Consider the following 18,216-nt stretch of genomic DNA (forward strand, 5'->3'; position numbering starts at 1 on the left):
CGCCCCCCCCCCCCCGCGCCCTCCCTACCCCAGGAACCGCGTGAGCGTTTCGGTCAGCGCCTGGGCCGTGTAGTTGAGCAGCGGGATGCTCGCGTCGTAGGCCATGCGGGTGGGGCCTACGACGGCAATCGTTCCAGCGAGCGTGTCGCCCGCGAACAGGTTCTGCCGGATCACGCTGAACTGGTGCATCTGCGCGTTCGGGTTCTCCTTTCCGATCGTCACCGCTCGGTGCTGGTCCGTCGGCCGTGCGATCGCCTCGTACAGCAGGTCCGACTCTTTCAACGCATCCAATAGGTCCGAGAACGCCGCGGCGTCGCGTTGAAACTCGGGCTGGCCGAACATGAACTCCTCGCCCTCCGTGATCAACGTTCCCCGCGTCAGGTCCCCCGCCAGGCTCCGCAACGAGGCCCATACGGTGACCAGCAGACGCTGCGCGCCGGGGGCGTCCTGCACCGCCGGCGGCTTGGAGCGCGCCAACTGCCGAAGCGTGCTCCCGCACGCCCCCGTCGTCAACTGCTCGTTCGCCATCCCGATGTCCTGCAGCGTCAGCCCGGGCGGACACTCGATCATCCGGCTCTCGACGTGCCCGTTGCTCAGTACGACGACGAGCAGGCCCTGCGTGGGGCCCAGCGCGCTCACCACGGCGCTGCGTACGGTCAGACCCGCGTCGCGGATGATCGCCGCCGCGCTCATCAGGTGCGTCAGGCGGCTCAGCAGGCGAGCCGAATCGCGCAGCAGACTCTGGAGGAGTTCGCCCTCCTGCGCCACGTCCCGCACGCGGCGCTTGGTGGCCAGCTCGGGCTCGCGCTCGACGATCAGCCGATCGACGAAGTACCGGTAGCCGCGATCGCTGGGGATGCGTCCCGCGCTGGTGTGGGGCTGCTCGAGATACCCCATCTCCGCCATCTCCGCCAGCTCGTTCCGAACCGTCGCCGAGCGCACGCCCAAATCGTATTTCTGAACGAGAATCTCGCTGCCGACCGGCTCGGCGGCGCTCACGTACTCCACGATCACCGCGCGCAGCAACCGTTGTTTGCGTGCGTCGAGATCGTCCATCGGCTAGAGTCTACACGGGTTCGGGTTGTTGGTCCTTCGTCCTTGTTCGCGCAATGAACGCAAAGGACGCAAAGGGGGGGTGCCCCAAGGACGAAGGCCCAAGGCCCAAGGCCCAGGGCCCACAACTAACTCTCGCCAGGCCACCCGGCGCCGATCGCCCTCCGGTCGGCGGTGGCGGCGGGATCGTCGGTCAGACGACCGTCTTGCCATCGCATTCCGGCGAGCGCCGCGCAGTCGGCGAGGGGCAGCGGGCCCGGCTCCATCACGGCGCGGTCGTAGATCGGGCCCAGCGCCGGCCCGCCGTACTGGACGCACAGGGCGCGAATCCGACCCTCGTCGAACCCGGGTTTGCCGCCCGTCGTCTCCCCGTACAAGGCCCGGATCACGTCGTCGAGGGAGTGCTCGCCCCCGCTCGAGCCGCGAATCGCCAAATCGAGGCAAAGGCCGATCGCCTTCCCCTTCGCGTAGTAGCTGAAGCCGTAACCCTGGCTGCCCCGCACCTCCCAAACGCGCCGGCTCGACGCGTCCGCACTCACCATGTCGCGTGCCGGATGGCGGTCGATCGATGCGGCCTGGGAGCCCAGCGACGCGAGCAATCCCTGCCGGTTGGTGAGCCCGGCCCGGGCCTCCAGAAGGTCGGCGTAGTAGTCGGTCACGCCCTCCAACCACCAGAGCGCGCCCGTGACCGCGGGGCGTGTGTAGTCGAACGGGCCCAACGGTTTGGGGCGGATGCGCTTCACGTTGAACGCGTGGAAGTACTCGTGGAACATGATGCCCACCGCCCCCCGCGCGCTCGCTCGCGAACCCAGCCCGATGCGCGTGCTGTTCAGATGCTCGAGGCCGCCGCCCCCGCCCCCGAAGTCGAGAAAGAAGATGTAGCGCGGATAGGGCAGTTCGCCGAACAACCGCGCGGCCTGCTCGGCCACCGCCGCCCCGTTTGACGCGAAGCCGGTAAGATCCGCCCCTTCGCTGTTGCCGAACGCCACGATGAAGTGCGGCTTGCCCCGAACGGAGAACTCCTGCGACCGCACGTTCGTGCCCATCACGAACGGAGCATCGATCAGCTCGTCGTAGTTGGGAGCCTCAAGCCGTTCGGTCCCCGCCGCGGGATCGGCGGCGTGGTCCAACGTGCTGAACACGCGCGCATTCGGCGGAACGAGGTCGAGGCTCAATCCCTGCTTCTCCAACGCGTGTCCCTCGAACCAGCCGATGACGCCCGGCGGACTCACGAACGTCTCGTCGGCCTTCACGCGCAGGTTCACGCTGAAGTTGCCCCTCGAGGGGTTCACCACGTAGCTCACCGCATCCGCGCCGCCCTCGATGCGCCACGTGTTGGGGTCGGAAGCCGACTGCGTGGCAGGCACGACCTTCCCCTCCCTCCGAAACTCGACCTGCTCCAGGAACTTGCCGTAGTTCAGCAGCTCGTAATCGCCCGGCGCCCAAGCGGGCATGTGGAACGCGTTGCTCGGCGCCCCGATCGTGATCGTGACGCGCGCCTTGCCCTCCGCAGGCAAAGGCGTGAAGGTCGTCTCCGCACCCCACGCGCCGGAAGCGAGCAGGCCCAAGAACAGGTAGGTCCAACGCAGCATAACGCTGATGCTACTCAAATTGGGGGACGGGAATCGGGAGACGGGAATCGGGAGACGGGAATCGGGAATCGGGAGACGGGCCCCTCTCCCCCACAAACCACAAACCACAAACCACAAACCACAAACCACGCCGCCCGCTACCAGCTGCCCCCGCCACCGCCTCCGCCTCCGCCGCCCGAGAATCCGCCTCCTCCCGAGAAGCCGGAGAACCCTCCGGAACTGCCGGACGAACGCGGGGGCGTGCTGGCCGACGTGGTCACGGCGCGGGTGATCGAATCGAAGTCGGATCCGAAGGAGTACAGGTGGAAGGAGCCGTCGTACGATCCGTGATACCAAGTGGGAGGCGCGACGACGATGCCCTCGAACGCTTCGGCCCACTCCTTCGTGAGCCCGAAGGCCACCGCGTGGGGCAGGTACTCCTCGAAGAGCGACGCGTCGGGATGCTTCTGGGACATCCAGTCCAACTCCTTCCCCCGCGCGCGACGGATGAACTCCTCGAACCCGAGCACTCCCATCCGCGTGCGCGAACCCTGCGGGGTGCGGCGCGGCATCGAACCCTGAAACAGGAGCACGATCAGAACGCCGGCCGCCCCACCGACGAACGAGGGAAGGACCGCGCCCACCGGGTTGGCCCAGGCCGTGACGACCCCCAGGCCCACCGAGGCCGCGATGCCGACCGCGGTCCAAACCGTGCGCGCCTTCTTCGGGGACATCAGGTAGTACCCGCGCGCCACCAAAGAGTCGTACAGGGCGTCCTGGAACGACTGGATGTAGGGCGCCACCGACGTGCGCAGGTCGGAGTCCGTGATGCGACCCCCGATCGACCTCAAGCGGGTCAACAGCTTCGACTCCATCAAAGAGAGCGTTGCCGCGGGCGCCTTGTCGGTGACCTCCAACTCGGCCGAGCGCCTCTTGAAGAGCAGACCCACCTCTTTCGGAAAGACCTCGAGGTACCCCTTCACCGCCAAGCCGATGAACCCCGCAGCCAAGTCGCGTTGGTCGACGCGCTCGTCCATCAGCGTGCCGGCCTCGGGGCCGGAGAGGTTGTCCGGCGGCTCGAACTGCACCACGCGCGGTCCTCCGGCAGGATCCCTCCCGTAAACCCAGTAGGCGACGACCGCCCCGCCCAACACCAAGATCGGAATCGCGAATCCAAAGTTGGCCCACAACACCAAGAGCGCCGCCTGGAGAGGCGTCGGCGGCGGAATCAGCGCCGAGGGCACCCCCAGGACGAGGGTGAGCCCCTCACCCGGGTTCAAAGGAGCGGCGCGATCGCCCTCCACCGAGCCTTTCGACAGGCTGATGTGCGTGCCGGTCCCGCCTTGCACATCGGAGCCTCCAGCCTGGCCCACCTCGAGGAACTCCCGCGACCCGTAGGGGCCTCCATAGAGCCGGGCGCGAACGCGCTGGCCCGCCCCGATCGGCGGAAACTCCACCCGGAAGTGCGTCGATCGGATCTGGGTGTCCCACTCGTTGCCGGTGAGGTTCCAGTACATCTCGGCCTCGGGGGCCCACTCCTTGGAATCGAACCAGTTCAAGGCGCCGCGAACGTCGTAGTCGATCACGTACGTGACCTGCGACCCGGGGTCGAGCAACACGTCCTTGTCGCCGATGCGGATGCGCAGGTTGGGGCCCTCGTGCTCGACCAGAGTCGTCATCGACTTGCCGCCACCGTCGGTGACGTCCACGCCGGTGATCCACATGTTCCGGTTGACGCCCCGCCCGTTCTCGTAGGAGACGGGAATGAACCGATAGATGCCGTGCCGAGCCTCGTTGAAGGTGACCTTGAGCGTCTCCCGCACGTGCATCGTCGAATCGGTGTGGAGGGTGACCAGCACGTCGAACGAGTCGATAACGTACCCCTGCGCCATCACCAGGCGTGAGGCAAGAAGGAGCACAAAAAGCGCAAGGGATCGTCTCATCAATCAAAAGACCTCCCAAGCACACCTTTCGATGCACCAGGGAGGCCCGACTCCCGATTCCCGACTCCCGACTCCCGATTCCCGACTCCCGATTCCCGATTCCCGTCCCCCCCTACTTATCGACGGAGACGCTCACCCGCTCCCGCAGGGCGGCTTGCGCCGCGGAGAGGCGGGCGATCGGCACGCGGAACGGAGAGCAGCTCACGTAATCGAGTCCAAGCTGGTGGCAGAACCCGATCGATTCGGGATCGCCGCCATGCTCGCCGCAGATGCCGCACTTGAGCTTCGAGTTCACCGCGCGACCCTCCTCGACCGCCATGCGCATCAAACGGCCGATGCCGATCTGGTCGAGCGTCTCGAACGGGTTGACCGGCAGGATCTTCTTCTCGACGTACTGCTGCAGGAACTTTCCTTCCGCATCATCGCGGCTGAACCCGAATCCCGTCTGCGTGAGGTCGTTCGTGCCGAAGCTGAAGAACTCCGCGTACTCGGCGATCTCGCCGGCCGTCAGCGCCGCGCGCGGAATCTCGATCATGGTGCCGAACATGTACGGGATGTCCACGCCCTGCTCCTCGACCACTTTCTTCGCCACCCGCTCGAGCTGCTCGCGCACGACTTTGAGCTCGTTCACGTGCGAGATCAGCGGGATCATGATCTCGGGCTCGACCTTCTTCCCGCTGCGCATGACCTTCGCCGCGGCTTGGAGGATCGCGCGGGTCTGCATCTCGACGATGCCGGGAAACACGATCGACAGGCGCACGCCGCGCAGGCCGAGCATCGGGTTGGACTCCCGCATGCCCTCGACCGTGTCGAGCATCGCCTCCTTCGCGGCGAGCAGCTCTTTGAGCGCGTCGCCTCCGAGCGTCTTGACCGCGATGCGAAGCTCGGTCACGGCCACGAGAAGCTCCTCGTGGCTGGGAAGGAACTCGTGCAGGGGCGGATCGATGAGGCGGATCGTGACCGGCCGCCCCTCCATCACGTCGAAAATGCCCTCGAAGTCGGACTGCTGAACGGCCAGCAGCTTCTGCAGGGCGGCGCTCCGATGCTCCTCGTTGTCCGCCAGGATCATGTCGCGCACGATCGGCAGCCGGTCGGATTCGAAGAACATGTGCTCGGTGCGGCAAAGGCCGATGCCCTCCGCCCCGAAATCGATCGCCTGCTGCGAATCGCGCGGGTTGTCCGCGTTGGTCCGCACGCGCAGTTTCCGGAACTGGTCGCACCACTCCATCAAGGTGCCGAAGTGGCCGCTCACGTCGGGTGGGATCAGCGCCAGCTCGGTGGCGTACACCGCGCCGCTCGACCCGTCGACCGTGATCACATCTCCTTCGTGGATCGTCGTCGAAGCGACTCGGAAGCACCGTTCGTGCTCGTCGACGTCGATCATCTCGCAACCCGCCACACAGGGGATGCCGAACCCGCGCGCCACCACCGCCGCGTGCGAGGTCTTCCCTCCGCGCGCGGTGAGGATGCCTTGGGAGGCCAGCATGCCGTGCACGTCGTCGGGGTTGGTCTCGTCGCGAACGAGGATGACCTTCTCCCCCTGGGCGTGCCAACGCTCGGCGGTGTTCGCGTCGAACACGGCCTTGCCGATCGCGGCGCCCGGCGACGCGGCCAAACCTTTGGCGACCGCGTGGATCTTGCGGTCCGAGGCGTACGTCTCGTCGATCCTCGGGTGCAGCAACTGGTCGAGGTGCGCCGCCGACACGCGTTGGATCGCGACCTCCTTCGTGATGAGGCCCTTTTCAACCATCTCGACGGCCATGCGCACGGCGGCCGGGCCGGTGCGCTTGCCGACGCGGCACTGGAGCATGAACAGGCGCCCCCGCTCGATCGTGAACTCGAGGTCCATCATGTCCTTGTAGTGCTCTTCGAGGCGGGTGCCGATCGCCGAGAACTCGTCGTAGATGGCCGGGTTTTGGCTTCGAAGCTCGCTGATCGGCACCGGAGTCCGTACGCCCGCGACCACGTCCTCGCCCTGCGCGTTCATCAGGTACTCGCCGTACAACACGTCCTCGCCGGTGGAGGGATCGCGCGTGAAGGCGACGCCGGTGCCGCAGTCGTTGCCCAGGTTCCCGAACACCATGGCCTGCACGTTCACCGCTGTGCCGATCGCGTCGGAGATCTTCTCCTTGCGGCGGTAGGTCACCGCCCGATCGGTGTGCCAGCTCTTGAACACGGCTTCGATCGCCAGCTCGAGCTGCTTCCACGGGTCCTTGGGGAACGCCTCGCCGGTCTCCGTGAGCACCAGGGCGAGGAACGCGTTGCACACCTGGCGCAGATCTTCCGCGTCCATGTCCGTATCGAGGGTCACGCCCTTCTGCTTCTTGTAGGCGTCGAACAGCTCGGCGAACCGCTCCTTCTCCACTCCCAACACCACGTCGGAGAACATCATGATGAAGCGCCGGTTCGCATCGAGCGCGAACCGCTCGCTCCCGCTCTGGTCGATCAGACCCTTGAGCGTCTCCTTGTTGAGCCCGAGGTTCAGGATCGTGTCCATCATGCCGGGCATCGAGAACATCGCCCCCGATCGGACGGACACCAACAGCGGATTGGAGGGATCGCCGAACTTCTTGCCCAGATCCTTCTCGACGTCCGCGACGGCGGTCCGGACCTCGTCCATCAAGCCGTCGGGCAACCGGCCTCCGGACGCGTAGTACTCGGTGCAGACCTCCGTGGTGATGGTGAATCCTGGCGGAACCGGGAGTCCGATGTTGGACATCTCGGCAAGGTTGGCTCCCTTGCCTCCCAGCAGCTCGCGCATGCCGGCGTTGCCGTCTCGAAACAGGTAAAGGCGTTTGTTGCTCATCGAATCGAAGGTCTCCTTTGAAAGGCGAGGCCTCTCCGTACGGCAACGCTGGCGCAGGGGGCGACGGTTCTGTTCAGTCTACCTTTCGGACAACGCGTTGCCGATCGAGCCACGCACTGTGCCATAATGCACCTTCGAGTCTGCGATGAAAACCGAAATCCACCCCAATGTCTACCCCGTCGTCTATATCGACGGCGAACACGAATGGACGGGCATCTCCACCATTAAGACTGGCGAGACCCGGATGATCGACGGGATCGAGCACTATGTGGTGCCCGTCGAGATCAGCGCGTTCAGCCACCCCTTCTACACGGGCCAGAAGAAGCTCGTCGACACGGCGGGCCGGGTCGAGAAGTTCATGCGCCGATACGGGCAGCAGATGGCCGACCAGAAGAAGAAGTAGCCCAAAAACAAGAACGGCCGCGGAAGCGCTCCGCGGCCGTTTTTTTGTGCCCGGAAGGGTCTTATTTGACGCTGAACAGGCTGTCGTTGAGTCCGCCGTTCAACTTCACGCCCACGTAATCCGTGACCCCCGCCACCCGGTTGTCCACGTTCTTCACGGTGAGCTTCGTGGGGAACCACGTGGAGCCCTGCCGGATCGGATTGTCATAAAAGAAGGTGGCGAGCTGCCGCCCCGGCTGGCTGTACCACTCCCGCTTCGTGATGTATCGCTTGTCCGGATCCACCCAAACCCGGCTCCGGCTCGTGTCGTCGAACGCCTTGAGATAGGTGATGTCGAACACGTAGTCGCCCGTCGCGCGATCGGTGCGCACGTACTTCGCCTCGAACAGCCCGTTGAACATCGAGCGTGTCAACAGGCCGAAATCGAGAAGGGTCTGGCGCTTTCCAGGGGCCTTGGCGAGGTTCTCCCGCTGGGAGATCTTGGCTCGCGGGACCCGGACGATCCTCGTCGTGCCGTTGAGGATGAAGAGGATGTCGGTGTCGTCCACGGTCGCCTCGAGCCGCAGCATGAACGGCTCCTTCACGAACACCTTGGTCGAGTTGAACCGGTACGAGTTGGCGAAATCCTTATTGATTTTGCCCAGCTCCCTCTGGTTCGCGGTCGAGACCCGGGCGGTGAAGGTTGCGTCCTCGAACCCGGGAGCCAAGATATCGTCGAGGCTCGGCGCCTGCACCGGCGCGGCGAGGGTCAAGAAGGCGATGGCGGTTCCAAACACGATTTTCTGAGTTCTCCTTGCGGCCGCGGCCGCTCCTTTTGGCAAACGTCTCAACCCACCCGGTCGTTTCACTTGTGCCGCGGAACCCGACCGCCATCCACTAACGGGGGTTCCTCAGATAGAATCCTGCGACGTGGCGACCGACAAGATCGCAACCTTCATCGCGAGACGTTCCGAGAGGTTGGGACGCGCGACGCGCCTGCGGCCGATGCGCGCCTCCGAGATTCTCGACCTCTCGCTGCGCGTGTACCAGCAGATGGGGTGGACGTTCCTCAAACACACCGTGGTGCCCGCACTCCTCGCGCTGGCCGCGGCGATCTTCGTGTGGTTCAACGTCGTGCCGGCCTTCACGACCACCAACCATCCCGAAAGCGTGACCGCCCAACTGGCGGAGTTGGCCGCGGCGCTCGGCTTGGCGATCCTCGTCGCGGTGCCGCTCGTGGTGGGAGCCTTGGCCGCCGCGTCCGCGACCGTCACCCTCCTCACGTCCGATTTCATGGCCGGCAACACGCCGAATCCCGCCGCCGCGCGCGCCCGGGCAAGGGAGTCGGTCGTCCCCTTGATGTGGGTCGCCCTGCGCGTCGGCGCGTTTTCGGCGTCGGGAGTGGTCCTGTGCGGCGTCGCCATCGGGGGAGCTGCGTTGATCGATGCCACGACCCGCTCGCAGAGCCTCTGGCTGCCGGTCGTCGTCGGACTCGCCTTCTTCGCCCTGATCCCGGCCATCGGAGGGATGCTCTGGGGGCTCTCCCGCTACTCCCTCGCGGTCCCCGCGGTGGTGCTCGAGCGCCTCGGTGCGGGCCAGGCGTGCCGACGCAGCCTGGCCCTGATGGGCGGAAGGCCCTCGGGCTACGACACGATGCACATGCTCTGGGCCGTCCTCGGGATGGTGACCCTGGTGATCCTTGGCGGGCTCAGCCTTTCGGTCTATCTCCTGGGAATCCACGACTGGATCGAGATGGCCAGACCATTGGGTTTCGTGGCGGAGCTACTGGATTCGGCGGTCTCGCTGCTCCCGTGGTTCGCCCTCATCTGGGTCGCGATTCCGGTGTGGTGTACGACCTCGACGCTTCTCTTCTACGAGCGGCGGATTCGCCTGGAAGGATACGATATCGACGCGCTTGCGCAGGAGATTTGGCGTGCCCAGCCCGAGACTCGCTTTCAGCTTTAGCCTCCTCCTGCTCGCGGCCCTGGCCGCGGGCAGCCAGTACTCCGACGCCCTCGAGGCGCTCGAGTCGGGCGATGCCAAGCGCGCGACCCACGGTATGGAGGCGCTCCTTCCCGACATCGGAGACGACCCCGTTCTCGAGAAGGCGCTCGGCCAGTACCTTCGCGACGGGAACCCAGCGACCACCGAGGAGTTGCGCAAGGCGCTGGAGCTGCGTTCGGGCCCCACGGATGCGTCCGGCTCCGCCGACAAGCTGCGTGCGGCCGCGCATTCCATCAAATCCGGGCAGGGCTACCGGGACGCGGGTCTCCGCAAATCGAGCAACTGGTTCAGCCGGCTCATGGAGCGCTTCCAGAGCAAACCGGAAGCGAACCCGAACCGCACGGACCTGGCCCTCCCGCCCGGTCTGGGCGGGTGGGTCGTGCGTCTGGTCGAAGGCCTCCTGTTCGTGGGTCTTGCCGCGTTCGTTCTTTTCGCCATCTCGCACTTTCGCTGGAGGCGCAGGCTTCGCCGGACAGCCAGCACGCTCCTCGACGACGACGAGCCGCTGCGCTCGCCCGACGAGTGGCTGGCCCAGGCCGACGCCTTGGGGGCCGAAGGCCGATTCCGCGAGGCGATCCGGTGCCTCTACCTCGCGTGCCTCCTTCGGGCCGACGAACACGGCATCGCCCGATTTCGCCGGCACGAGACCAACTGGGAGCACCTCGCGCGCATCGAGAGCAGCCCCAAACTTCCCCAAGGCGTGGAGTTCCGGCGGGCCACCGGCCAATTCGATCGGATCTGGTACGGCCACCACGTGCGCGGCCGAGAGGATTTCGACGAATTTCGCGCTTGGTACCAACAACTGACCCAAACCCTTTCGGCGGTGCCGGCTTGAGACGCGGGTCGCTGCCCGCTTTTCTTTGGGTCCTGGGCGGCCTGCTCCTCCTGGGTTGGCTGGCCATCGCCCTCAGCTCGTCCGAAGCCGAGACGTTTCCTTCCGCCGACTCTCGGGCGCCGAGCGGAATGGCAGGCTTCGTCGAACTGCTTCAGCGCGAAGGCTACCGCGTGCGGATCGACCGATCGGCGAGGCCGCGTCTGCGCCAGGACGAGATCGGGATCTTCCCGCTCGTCGCGAACATCCCCTCGGGATCGTTCATCCAGGAGCACGTGGCCGCCGGAGGACGCGCCCTGCTGCTGCCGCTTGCCAGCCGGTTCGACGACGCGTCCCGAGCCGCGGAGGGCGCGACCAACTGGATCAACGACGCGGGCGACAGTCTGGAGACGACGCCGCTGACCGACCACTTCGACCTGGCCGACTCCAAGGTGGCCCTTCCGCAGTCCGACGGCTGGGTCGTGTGGTACGACGAAAACATGAGCGCCGCGGAGCTTGTGCGGTTCGACGATGGGGTCACGGGGACGCTGGCCGACGGCCTCGTCGCCACCAATCGGTTCCTCGATCAGCGGGACAACGCCGCGCTCCTCGTCAACTTCGTGCAGTGGCTCGCGCCGCGCGGCGCGAGCCTCGTCTTCGTGGAGGCAAGCTTCGGCAACGGCCACGAGCAGGGCCTGCTCGCGTTGATCGGTCCCTGGGCGGACGCCGCCGGGTGGCAGGCCACGCTGCTCTTCGTCGTGATCGTGTGGACGCTGGGCAAGCGCTTCGGCCTTCCCGAGAGCGTGCGGACGCGGCAGAAGGGCGCCCGCGAACTGGTGGATGGGATCGGGCAGATCTACGATCGCTCGGGAGCGACGCCCTTGGCGTTGGAGGCCGCCGCGTCGAGCGCGGACGTGCGCATCCGAGCCCATTTCAAACTGCCGCGGGACGCGCCGAAAGACGCCCGGAACCGCGCGGTGCCAACCGCCCTCGCGGACGCCCTGGCCGCGGTCGAGCACGCCGCGTCCCTTCGCCCCCCCACGCGCCAAGCGCTCGAACTTGTCCGCGCGCTCGATCGCGAACTGGAGCGGGCGTTGAAGGCGGGGGGCGTGAGGCGTGAGGCGTGAGGCGTGAGGCGTGAGGCGGGGGGCGTGAGGCGTGCGGGTGTGTGGCGACACTTTCGTTCACGCCTCGCGCTATAGTGGTGTGCGTGAAAGGGTTACGAATGCTTGCCGTCATCTTGTCCTGCCTCACCCTCGTCGGGGCGGCGTCGGCGCAGTTCATGTCCGAGAAGGAGAAGAAGGCCGAGCAGACCAAGATCGCGGCCCTCGAAAGGAGCTACCGCTCCGCCAAGGCGGCGTCCGCAAAGGCCCCCAAAGATCCAAACAAACGCGCCGGCTACGTCAAGGCGACGAACGCCTATGCTTATGCGGTGATGACCGCCGCGTCGATCCCGCCCAAGGACAAGTATCCGCGCGCCCTCAAGCTTTACCGCGAATCGCAGAAGGTTGCGCCGACGGACAAGGACTCGAAGAAGTGGGTCAAGACCATTGAGGATATCTATCGGTCGATGGGCCGGCCGATTCCCCCTTTGTAGGCAGAAGGCATGAGGCAACCCCACTTTGGATTCGAGCGCTGAGCGTCGGTTTCGCCTGTGGCTGGCGCTCGTCTGTGCCGTTGCGAGCGTGCTCCCGAACCTCTACGCGGCGATCGCGGCACCGCCCGGGTCGCTGTATCTGGGCACCCAGTACAACACCGACGACCACATGGTCTACGCGGCGTGGACGCACCAGTCGATGGACGGTCAGCTCCTGTTCGACAATCGCTTCACCGTCGATCCGCAGCCCCGGCTGACGTTCCACCTCTACTTCCTGGCCCTGGGCTGGATCGCCAAGGTCACGGGCATTCCGTTGGCGGCCGCTCTCGCCCGCTTCGTCCTGTCCGGCACGTTCGTGTGGATGCTTTGCGGTTTTGTGTGGCGCATCGCGGGACGCAACGGATTCATCGCCCGTACCGGGCCGGTCCTCGCGGTGATTGGCGCAGGACTCGGGTTCACCGTGTGGCACACGTTCGGCACGGAGATCGTCCGCGCGACGCCGCCTCTCCTGCGATCGTTGATGCTCGGCCGGCTGCCGATCGACGTTTGGCAACCCGAGGCATTCGGGCTGTCGTCGATGCTGACGTCCGGCCTGTTCGTGGCGGCCCTCTGCCTGATTCTCGCCACGTTCAACGCGATGTTGGACGCGCAGGACTCGTGGCGGCCCGTCCTTCCCGGCGCGCTGGCGTTCGGCGCCCTGATGAACATCCACAGCTACGACGCGCTCCTGGTCGCGCTCGTGATGGTCGGTTTCCTCGCAACGGCGGTCGCCCAAAAGACCGCAACGCCCGCTTGGATGCTTCGGGCGGCCTGCATCGGCGCAGGTGCCCTGCCGGCCGCGCTTTGGTTCCTCCACGTGCTGAGCAACGACCCCGTCTTTCAGGCGCGAGCGGCGACGCCGACGTTCTCCCCCAACTTCCGGGGAATGGTCTTTGGACTTGCCGGCCTGGTCGTGCTCGCGCTCGTCGGCCTCTGGCTTGCTCGGAACGACGACCCGGTGTCCCGCAAAAGGGTCACGCTGGGCACGGGTTTGGCGGTGGGGATGGGTGTGGCCGGGTTCGTCGGTGCCTCTGCCCACGAGGGGGGCTACTGGATGGGCCCGGTGGCCTGGGGTCTGGCGTTCGCCGCCTGTCTGGCGGTGCTCGCCCTGGTGTCGCGCCCGCTGCCGGCCTGGAACCTGCTCGTCGCCTGGGCGTTCGTCGGAACCCTCGCTCCCTACTTCCCGGCCCTCTTCCAACGCAAGCTCGCGATGGGCCTTGGCATCCCCTGGGCGATCCTCGCCGTCATGGGCCTCGCTCCCATCCTGGCCCGCACCGAATCGGGCAAGCGCCAGGTCGGCGGCGTGCTCGCGATCCTGCTCCTGAGCGCCAGCTCGGTCATGTGGGTCGCCCGGCAGTTCTGGTTCATCCGGAACAACGTCGCCAACACCACGGTCCACCCCGTCTACGTGGGCTCGGACGTGCAGACAGTCCTCGACGCCCTGAACCAGGTGCCCGACGAGCGGGTGGTCGTGCTCGCGATGCCAGGCATTCCGTCCCCCCTCGCCGACGAGGCCGGCGACCCCCTGCCCGACGAGTTCGGAACGCCGTACATGCCGGATCTCAACCCCATCCTGAGCGGTTTTGCCGGCACTTACGCGTACGCGGGCCACTGGAGCGAGACACCGAACTACGCGGAGCGGCGCAACGCCCTGACCCAGTTCTTCCTCGCCCGCACGGACAACGCCACCCGCGCCGCGCTCCTTCGCGAGACAGGTGCGCAGTTCGTCGTCGCGCCGGTGCCCGAGGCGTTCCCGATGCTGCCCCTGGCGGACCTCCGGCCGTTGGGCAAAGTGATCCTGGACGGCACGCAATTCCGGCTCATCGACGTCCGCTAGGGAGGGCGCGGAGGGGGGAGTTGCACGCAGAGGCGCAGAGGCGCGGGGGGAGTTTCACGCAAAGAACGCCATGGCCGCAAAGGGGGGTCGAAGGCCCAAGGCCCAAGGCCCAAGGCCTAAGGACGAAGGACCAGGAAGTTCACGCAGAGGCGCAGAGACGCGGGGGGAGGTTTCACGCAAAGAACGCCATGGCCGCAAAGGGGGTCGAAGGCCCAAGGCCTAAGGACGAAGGACCAGGAAGTTCACGCAGAGGCGCAGAGGCGCGGGGGGAGTTTCACGCAAAGAACGCTATGTACGCAAAGGGGGGTCGAAGGCCCAAGCCCCAAGGCCCAAGGCCCAAGCCCCAAGGCCCAAGGACCAAGGACGAAGGACCAACCGGGCCCAAGGCCCAAGGACGAAGGACGAAGGACGAAGGACCAAGGACCACTCGAGGGCCCAAGGCCCAAGACCTCTACCGTCCCGGGGAACCCACGGGCGCGACTGTGGAATCTGCCGGCGGGGGCGTGGGGGCTTCCCCACCCTCGGGCGGCGCGGCGTCCTCGGGATTGACGGCGATGATCTTCTGGCCGCCTCGGTAGTAGCTCTTCCCGAGGGGCTCGCGCGCGACTTCGACTCCGTTCCGGTAGACGATCCGGTACGTGTTCACGCTGTGCCCCATCGACCCCTTTTCAATCACGACCTCTTTCCCGGGAGGCACGCTCGGGTCCTTGACGATCTTTTCGCCAAGGCTCCAACTTTTGTGGCCGTCGCTCACGATCTTGATCTCCAGGCTCGGGTCCTTCTTGCCCAAGATGCGGAAGAACAGCCGACCGCGCTGGTACTCGGAGGTCACGGCCACGGGCGTGTCGTAGGGGTTTTCCAACACGAGGTCGATCAGCCCGTAATCGACCGTTGCGTCCCGCCCGATCGGAACGTAGGCCACCGGCATCGAGTGGTTGCGGCGGTTCTTGACCTTCAGGTTCGCAAAGAGCGCGGCGTTGTACAGCGTGGTGCTGACCTGGCAGATGCCCCCGCCCACTCCCGTGTCGTGGCGTCCGTTGACGTAGACGCCGGCCTCTTTGAAGCCGTCGGCGAGCGTGCGCTTGCCCACCGTGCTGTTGAAGCTCACGGAATCGCCGGGCATCAGGACGACCCCATCGAGACGGCCCGCGGCAAGCCGGATGTTCTCGTTCCGGTTGAACTGGCTCGCGGGAAAGGCGGTGGAGAACTCCGAGACCACTTCGACGACCTGGTCGAGCGCAGCGTCCGGCACGCGCTTGTCCGCCTCGATGAGCGGCACGTCGATGGTGCCGTCGCCCTTGAGCGCGGCGACGATCGCCTCCGGCAGCTTCGCCTCGTCGAGTCGAAAGCCGGAGACCTCCGGCGTGCGCTCGATGCGGCCGTCGACGTACCGCACCGTGGCGGGGCTGGGGCGACCCGCGTTGTCGCGGATGAAGTCGCGCAAGGCGTCGTAGCCCGCGGCGAGAGTCTTGAACACCGGGTTGACGACCGTTCGATCGGGGTTCGAGGCGCCCAGCCGCTGTCCGGCGTTCTGCCAGAAATCTTGATAAGGAAGTTCCGCTACCGATTGCTGGTCGTCCAGCGCGACGCCCAACTCGCTCGGCCTCATGGGCGGAGGCGTTCGCGTGAGCGCGTCGTTGCGAAGCGTGAGCGCGCGGCGCTTCTCCGTCTCCCACCAGACGCGCAACTTGTGCGCCGCCTCATCGCGCGTCAATCCACCCACCGGCACGACGCCGACGTAGGTGTTCGGTCGCACGACCTCCTCGTAGCCCGCGGCCGCCAAAGCCAACCCGACGGCGCCCAGCAACCCGACCAAACCCGCAAACAGCAGCAGCTTCTTCATCCTTGATTCTCGGAATGGGACGCGTCAATCCGTGCGCGCCCCGAACTCCTTCCTATTATGGACGAAGGACCTGCGAGTCGGGTTCCGCCGCCCCCGGTCACGCCGAACAAGGGCTCGGCTGGCACCGGCTGGGACGGAGATGAAACTGAGGCTACGCCGGCGACTCCACAAACCACAAACCACAAGCCTGGGTTCCTCGACTTCGCTCGAGATGACTGGGCGCGCGAGGAGATCTCTCTGCCGGTAAACTCTCGCCATGCCGAAACTTGTTTGGCTCAACGGCAATCTCTCGCCACTCGAATCTGCCGTCACCAGCGTCGCGGACCACGCGCACTTGTACGGCGACGGCCTCTTCGAAGGGATTCGGATCTACCATCACAAGGTCTTCAAACTCGACGAGCATCTCCGCAGGCTCTACCATGGGTGCGCCTACCTCGGGTACCAGATGTCGATCGGGTTCGACGAGCTGCGCGCGCTGGTGCTCGACGTCTGCCGCCAGGCGGGTTTCGACGACGGCTACATCCGCCTCAACGTCACGCGCGGGACCGGGCTCGGGCTCGATCCGAGCAAGATCGACGCGCATCCCAACGTGATGATCATGGTCTCGAGCCTGGCACTCTACGGGCCGGAAGTGTACGAGCGGGGCCTGTCGGTCGCCTCTTCGGCGATCCGCGTGATTCCCCCCGACTCGCTCGATCCGCGCGTGAAGTGCATCGGCCGCTACGCGTCCAACATCCTCGCCAAGCAACTGGCGAACCGCGCCGGGGCGGACGAGGGGCTGATGCTCAACCACCAGGGCTACGTCGCCGAAGGAACGGGCAACAACCTGTTCCTGGCCAACGGCAAGACGCTGCGCACGCCCCACCCGTCGTCCGGAATCCTGCAGGGGATTACCCGGAACACGGTCATCGAGCTGGCGCGCGGCGCGGGCTACAAGGTCGTTGAAGAGCTGCTGACGCCCTACGATGTCTTCACCGCCGACGAGGCGTTCTTCTGCGGGACCGCGACGGAAGTGATCGCGATGGTCTCCCTCGACAAGACGCCGATCGGCACCGGGAAGCCGGGCCCGATCACCGCGGAGATCGTGGAGCTGTTCAAAGACCATACGCACTGCGGAGTCGCTTTTTGAGCGAGGGGTGCGGCCTGTGCGGCGCCCCCAGTTCGTTCCGGGCCACGCTCGACGGCGAGCCCGTGCCGCTCTGCGAGCGGTGCGCCCACGAGCGCGACCCTCGCCTCGTGCCCCTTCTTCACGCGCTGCGGCGGCCCCGCGTCCAACGGACCGCTTGCCCCGAGTGCGGATGGGAAGCGGCGGCGATCGAACAAACCGGGCTGGCGGGGTGTCCACTTTGTTACGTGTCCCTCGCAGCGACCATTTGGCGCACACTAGGCGTTGCGGGAAAGGGAGCTAAGGTATCTTAGGCGGGCAGGTGTGATATGACTCGAGCGATTGGCGTGATGGTGTGTTTCGTGATCGGCCTCCTGGCCGTGGGGTGTGGCGGTTCGGGCGGCAACGGTTCCCTTCCCAACCCCCTCGTCCGGGTCATCAACGTGTCCCCGGACAGCGTGGCGCTCGATCTGCTGATCGACGACACGACCATCGCATCGGCCATCGCCTACCTGGGCAGCACCCCGGACTTCGTGAGCGTCGACCCCGGCGATCGGGACGTGGTGACCCTCGAGCACGGCACCACCCTCGAACTGACGGCCGAGGTCCAGACGTTCGCCAAAAACAAGAGCTACCTCGCCATCGCGCTGGGCCTCGAGAACTTCGGCACCGAGAACCTGAAGCGCCTCCGCACGCTCATCTTCGAATTGGACCGGACGGTTCCCAACGGCAACAAAGCACGCCTCTTCGTGGTCCACGCCTACAGCCGGGCCGTTGGACTCGATACGCCGAACATCGACTTCCAGACGCCGGGCGACAACCCGCTCTTCAAGGTGCCGAACCTGGCCTTCGGGACCAATTCGGCCATCACCGTGGACTCCGGGCTGCAGACGTTCGAGGCGCGCCGCAACGGCACCACCGCCGTCCTCGCCAGCGGGACGTTCACCCTAGAAGCCGGCAAACTCTACGCCGCGATTGTGACCGGCGTCGAAGGCGAGGCCGCTCCGAAGGATCCCAAGATCGTGCTGATCGAGATCCAACCGAAGTTGTAGGGAGACGGGAATCGGGAATCGGGAATCGGGAATCGGGCCACAAACCGCAACCCGCAACCCGCAAACCGCCAACCGCAACCCGCAACCCGCAAACCGCAAACCGCAAACCGCAAACCACAAACCGCAACCCGCAACCCGCAAACCGCAAACCGCAACCCGCAACCCGCAACCCGC

14 protein-coding genes are annotated in these 18,216 nt (G+C 66.2%); 8 read left to right on the forward strand and 6 right to left on the reverse strand.

What is annotated here, in order from left to right:
- Nucleotides 1-24: 24 nt before the first annotated feature.
- From hrcA to ppdK, 4 genes are all read right to left on the reverse strand, one after another.
- Entirely contained in the window at nt 25-1,056 is a 1,032-nt protein-coding gene (hrcA, locus tag M9921_15615) for a heat-inducible transcriptional repressor HrcA (protein MCO5298276.1), read from the reverse strand.
- Nucleotides 1,057-1,181: 125 nt separating this feature from the next.
- Nucleotides 1,182-2,645, reverse strand: a complete 1,464-nt coding sequence (locus M9921_15620) for a hypothetical protein (protein MCO5298277.1) — start codon at nt 2,643-2,645, stop codon at nt 1,182-1,184.
- Nucleotides 2,646-2,782: 137 nt separating this feature from the next.
- Complete coding sequence (locus tag M9921_15625) at nt 2,783-4,567, reverse strand: DUF2207 domain-containing protein (GenBank protein ID MCO5298278.1); 1,785 nt, start codon at nt 4,565-4,567, stop codon at nt 2,783-2,785.
- 112 nt (nt 4,568-4,679) lie between these two features.
- Nucleotides 4,680-7,373 (reverse strand): pyruvate, phosphate dikinase, encoded by a 2,694-nt coding sequence (gene ppdK / locus M9921_15630; protein MCO5298279.1) that lies wholly within the window; start codon nt 7,371-7,373, stop codon nt 4,680-4,682.
- Between the two features lie 145 nt (nt 7,374-7,518).
- On the opposite strand from ppdK, the gene rpmE reads away from it, so the two are divergent.
- Nucleotides 7,519-7,776, forward strand: a complete 258-nt coding sequence (gene rpmE / locus M9921_15635) for a 50S ribosomal protein L31 (protein MCO5298280.1) — start codon at nt 7,519-7,521, stop codon at nt 7,774-7,776.
- Nucleotides 7,777-7,837: 61 nt separating this feature from the next.
- On the opposite strand, the gene M9921_15640 is transcribed toward rpmE, so the two are convergent.
- A complete protein-coding gene (locus M9921_15640) occupies nt 7,838-8,551 on the reverse strand; it encodes an outer membrane lipoprotein-sorting protein (GenBank protein ID MCO5298281.1) in 714 nt (237 codons plus the stop codon).
- A 133-nt stretch (nt 8,552-8,684) separates the two neighbouring features.
- Here M9921_15640 and M9921_15645 point away from each other — a divergent pair, with 133 nt between their 5' ends.
- From M9921_15645 to M9921_15665, 5 genes are all read left to right on the forward strand, one after another.
- Nucleotides 8,685-9,719, forward strand: a complete 1,035-nt coding sequence (locus tag M9921_15645) for a hypothetical protein (protein ID MCO5298282.1) — start codon at nt 8,685-8,687, stop codon at nt 9,717-9,719.
- The gene (locus M9921_15650) at nt 9,688-10,593 is read left to right on the forward strand and encodes a DUF4129 domain-containing protein (protein MCO5298283.1); all 906 of its coding nucleotides are present in this window, start codon (nt 9,688-9,690) and stop codon (nt 10,591-10,593) included. Before M9921_15645 ends, M9921_15650 begins: the two co-directional genes overlap by 32 nt.
- Nucleotides 10,590-11,696 (forward strand): hypothetical protein, encoded by a 1,107-nt coding sequence (locus M9921_15655; GenBank protein MCO5298284.1) that lies wholly within the window; start codon nt 10,590-10,592, stop codon nt 11,694-11,696. Before M9921_15650 ends, M9921_15655 begins: the two co-directional genes overlap by 4 nt.
- A gap of 83 nt (nt 11,697-11,779) precedes the next feature.
- Nucleotides 11,780-12,166, forward strand: a complete 387-nt coding sequence (locus M9921_15660; protein ID MCO5298285.1) for a hypothetical protein — start codon at nt 11,780-11,782, stop codon at nt 12,164-12,166.
- Nucleotides 12,167-12,191: 25 nt separating this feature from the next.
- Complete coding sequence (locus M9921_15665) at nt 12,192-14,042, forward strand: hypothetical protein (GenBank protein ID MCO5298286.1); 1,851 nt, start codon at nt 12,192-12,194, stop codon at nt 14,040-14,042.
- Between the two features lie 451 nt (nt 14,043-14,493).
- Here the strand turns inward: M9921_15665 and M9921_15670 are convergent, their stop codons facing one another.
- Nucleotides 14,494-15,885 (reverse strand): VanW family protein, encoded by a 1,392-nt coding sequence (locus tag M9921_15670; protein MCO5298287.1) that lies wholly within the window; start codon nt 15,883-15,885, stop codon nt 14,494-14,496.
- A gap of 256 nt (nt 15,886-16,141) precedes the next feature.
- Here M9921_15670 and ilvE point away from each other — a divergent pair, with 256 nt between their 5' ends.
- Together ilvE and M9921_15680 are read left to right on the forward strand one after the other, a co-directional pair.
- On the forward strand, nt 16,142-17,014 hold the full coding sequence (gene ilvE, locus M9921_15675) for a branched-chain-amino-acid transaminase (GenBank protein MCO5298288.1): 873 nt from the start codon (nt 16,142-16,144) through the stop codon (nt 17,012-17,014).
- Nucleotides 17,015-17,319: 305 nt separating this feature from the next.
- Complete coding sequence (locus M9921_15680) at nt 17,320-18,042, forward strand: DUF4397 domain-containing protein (protein MCO5298289.1); 723 nt, start codon at nt 17,320-17,322, stop codon at nt 18,040-18,042.
- The last annotated feature ends 174 nt before the right edge of the window (nt 18,043-18,216 follow it).

The sequence above is a fragment of the Fimbriimonadaceae bacterium genome (genome assembly GCA_023957775.1).
Lineage (GTDB): Bacteria > Armatimonadota > Fimbriimonadia > Fimbriimonadales > Fimbriimonadaceae > JAMLGR01.

Excerpts from the sequence above, each read along its gene's own strand:
- M9921_15625 (MCO5298278.1), bottom strand. The coding sequence starts at position 4,567 with ATGAGACGATCCCTTGCGCTTTTTGTGCTCCTTCTTGCCTCACGCCTG.
- rpmE (MCO5298280.1), top strand. The coding sequence starts at position 7,519 with ATGAAAACCGAAATCCACCCCAATGTCTACCCCGTCGTCTATATCGAC.
- M9921_15680 (MCO5298289.1), top strand. The coding sequence starts at position 17,320 with ATGACTCGAGCGATTGGCGTGATGGTGTGTTTCGTGATCGGCCTCCTG.
- M9921_15670 (MCO5298287.1), bottom strand. The coding sequence starts at position 15,885 with ATGAAGAAGCTGCTGCTGTTTGCGGGTTTGGTCGGGTTGCTGGGCGCC.
- M9921_15620 (MCO5298277.1), bottom strand. The coding sequence starts at position 2,645 with ATGCTGCGTTGGACCTACCTGTTCTTGGGCCTGCTCGCTTCCGGCGCG.
- ilvE (MCO5298288.1), top strand. The coding sequence starts at position 16,142 with ATGCCGAAACTTGTTTGGCTCAACGGCAATCTCTCGCCACTCGAATCT.
- ppdK (MCO5298279.1), bottom strand. The coding sequence starts at position 7,373 with ATGAGCAACAAACGCCTTTACCTGTTTCGAGACGGCAACGCCGGCATG.
- hrcA (MCO5298276.1), bottom strand. The coding sequence starts at position 1,056 with ATGGACGATCTCGACGCACGCAAACAACGGTTGCTGCGCGCGGTGATC.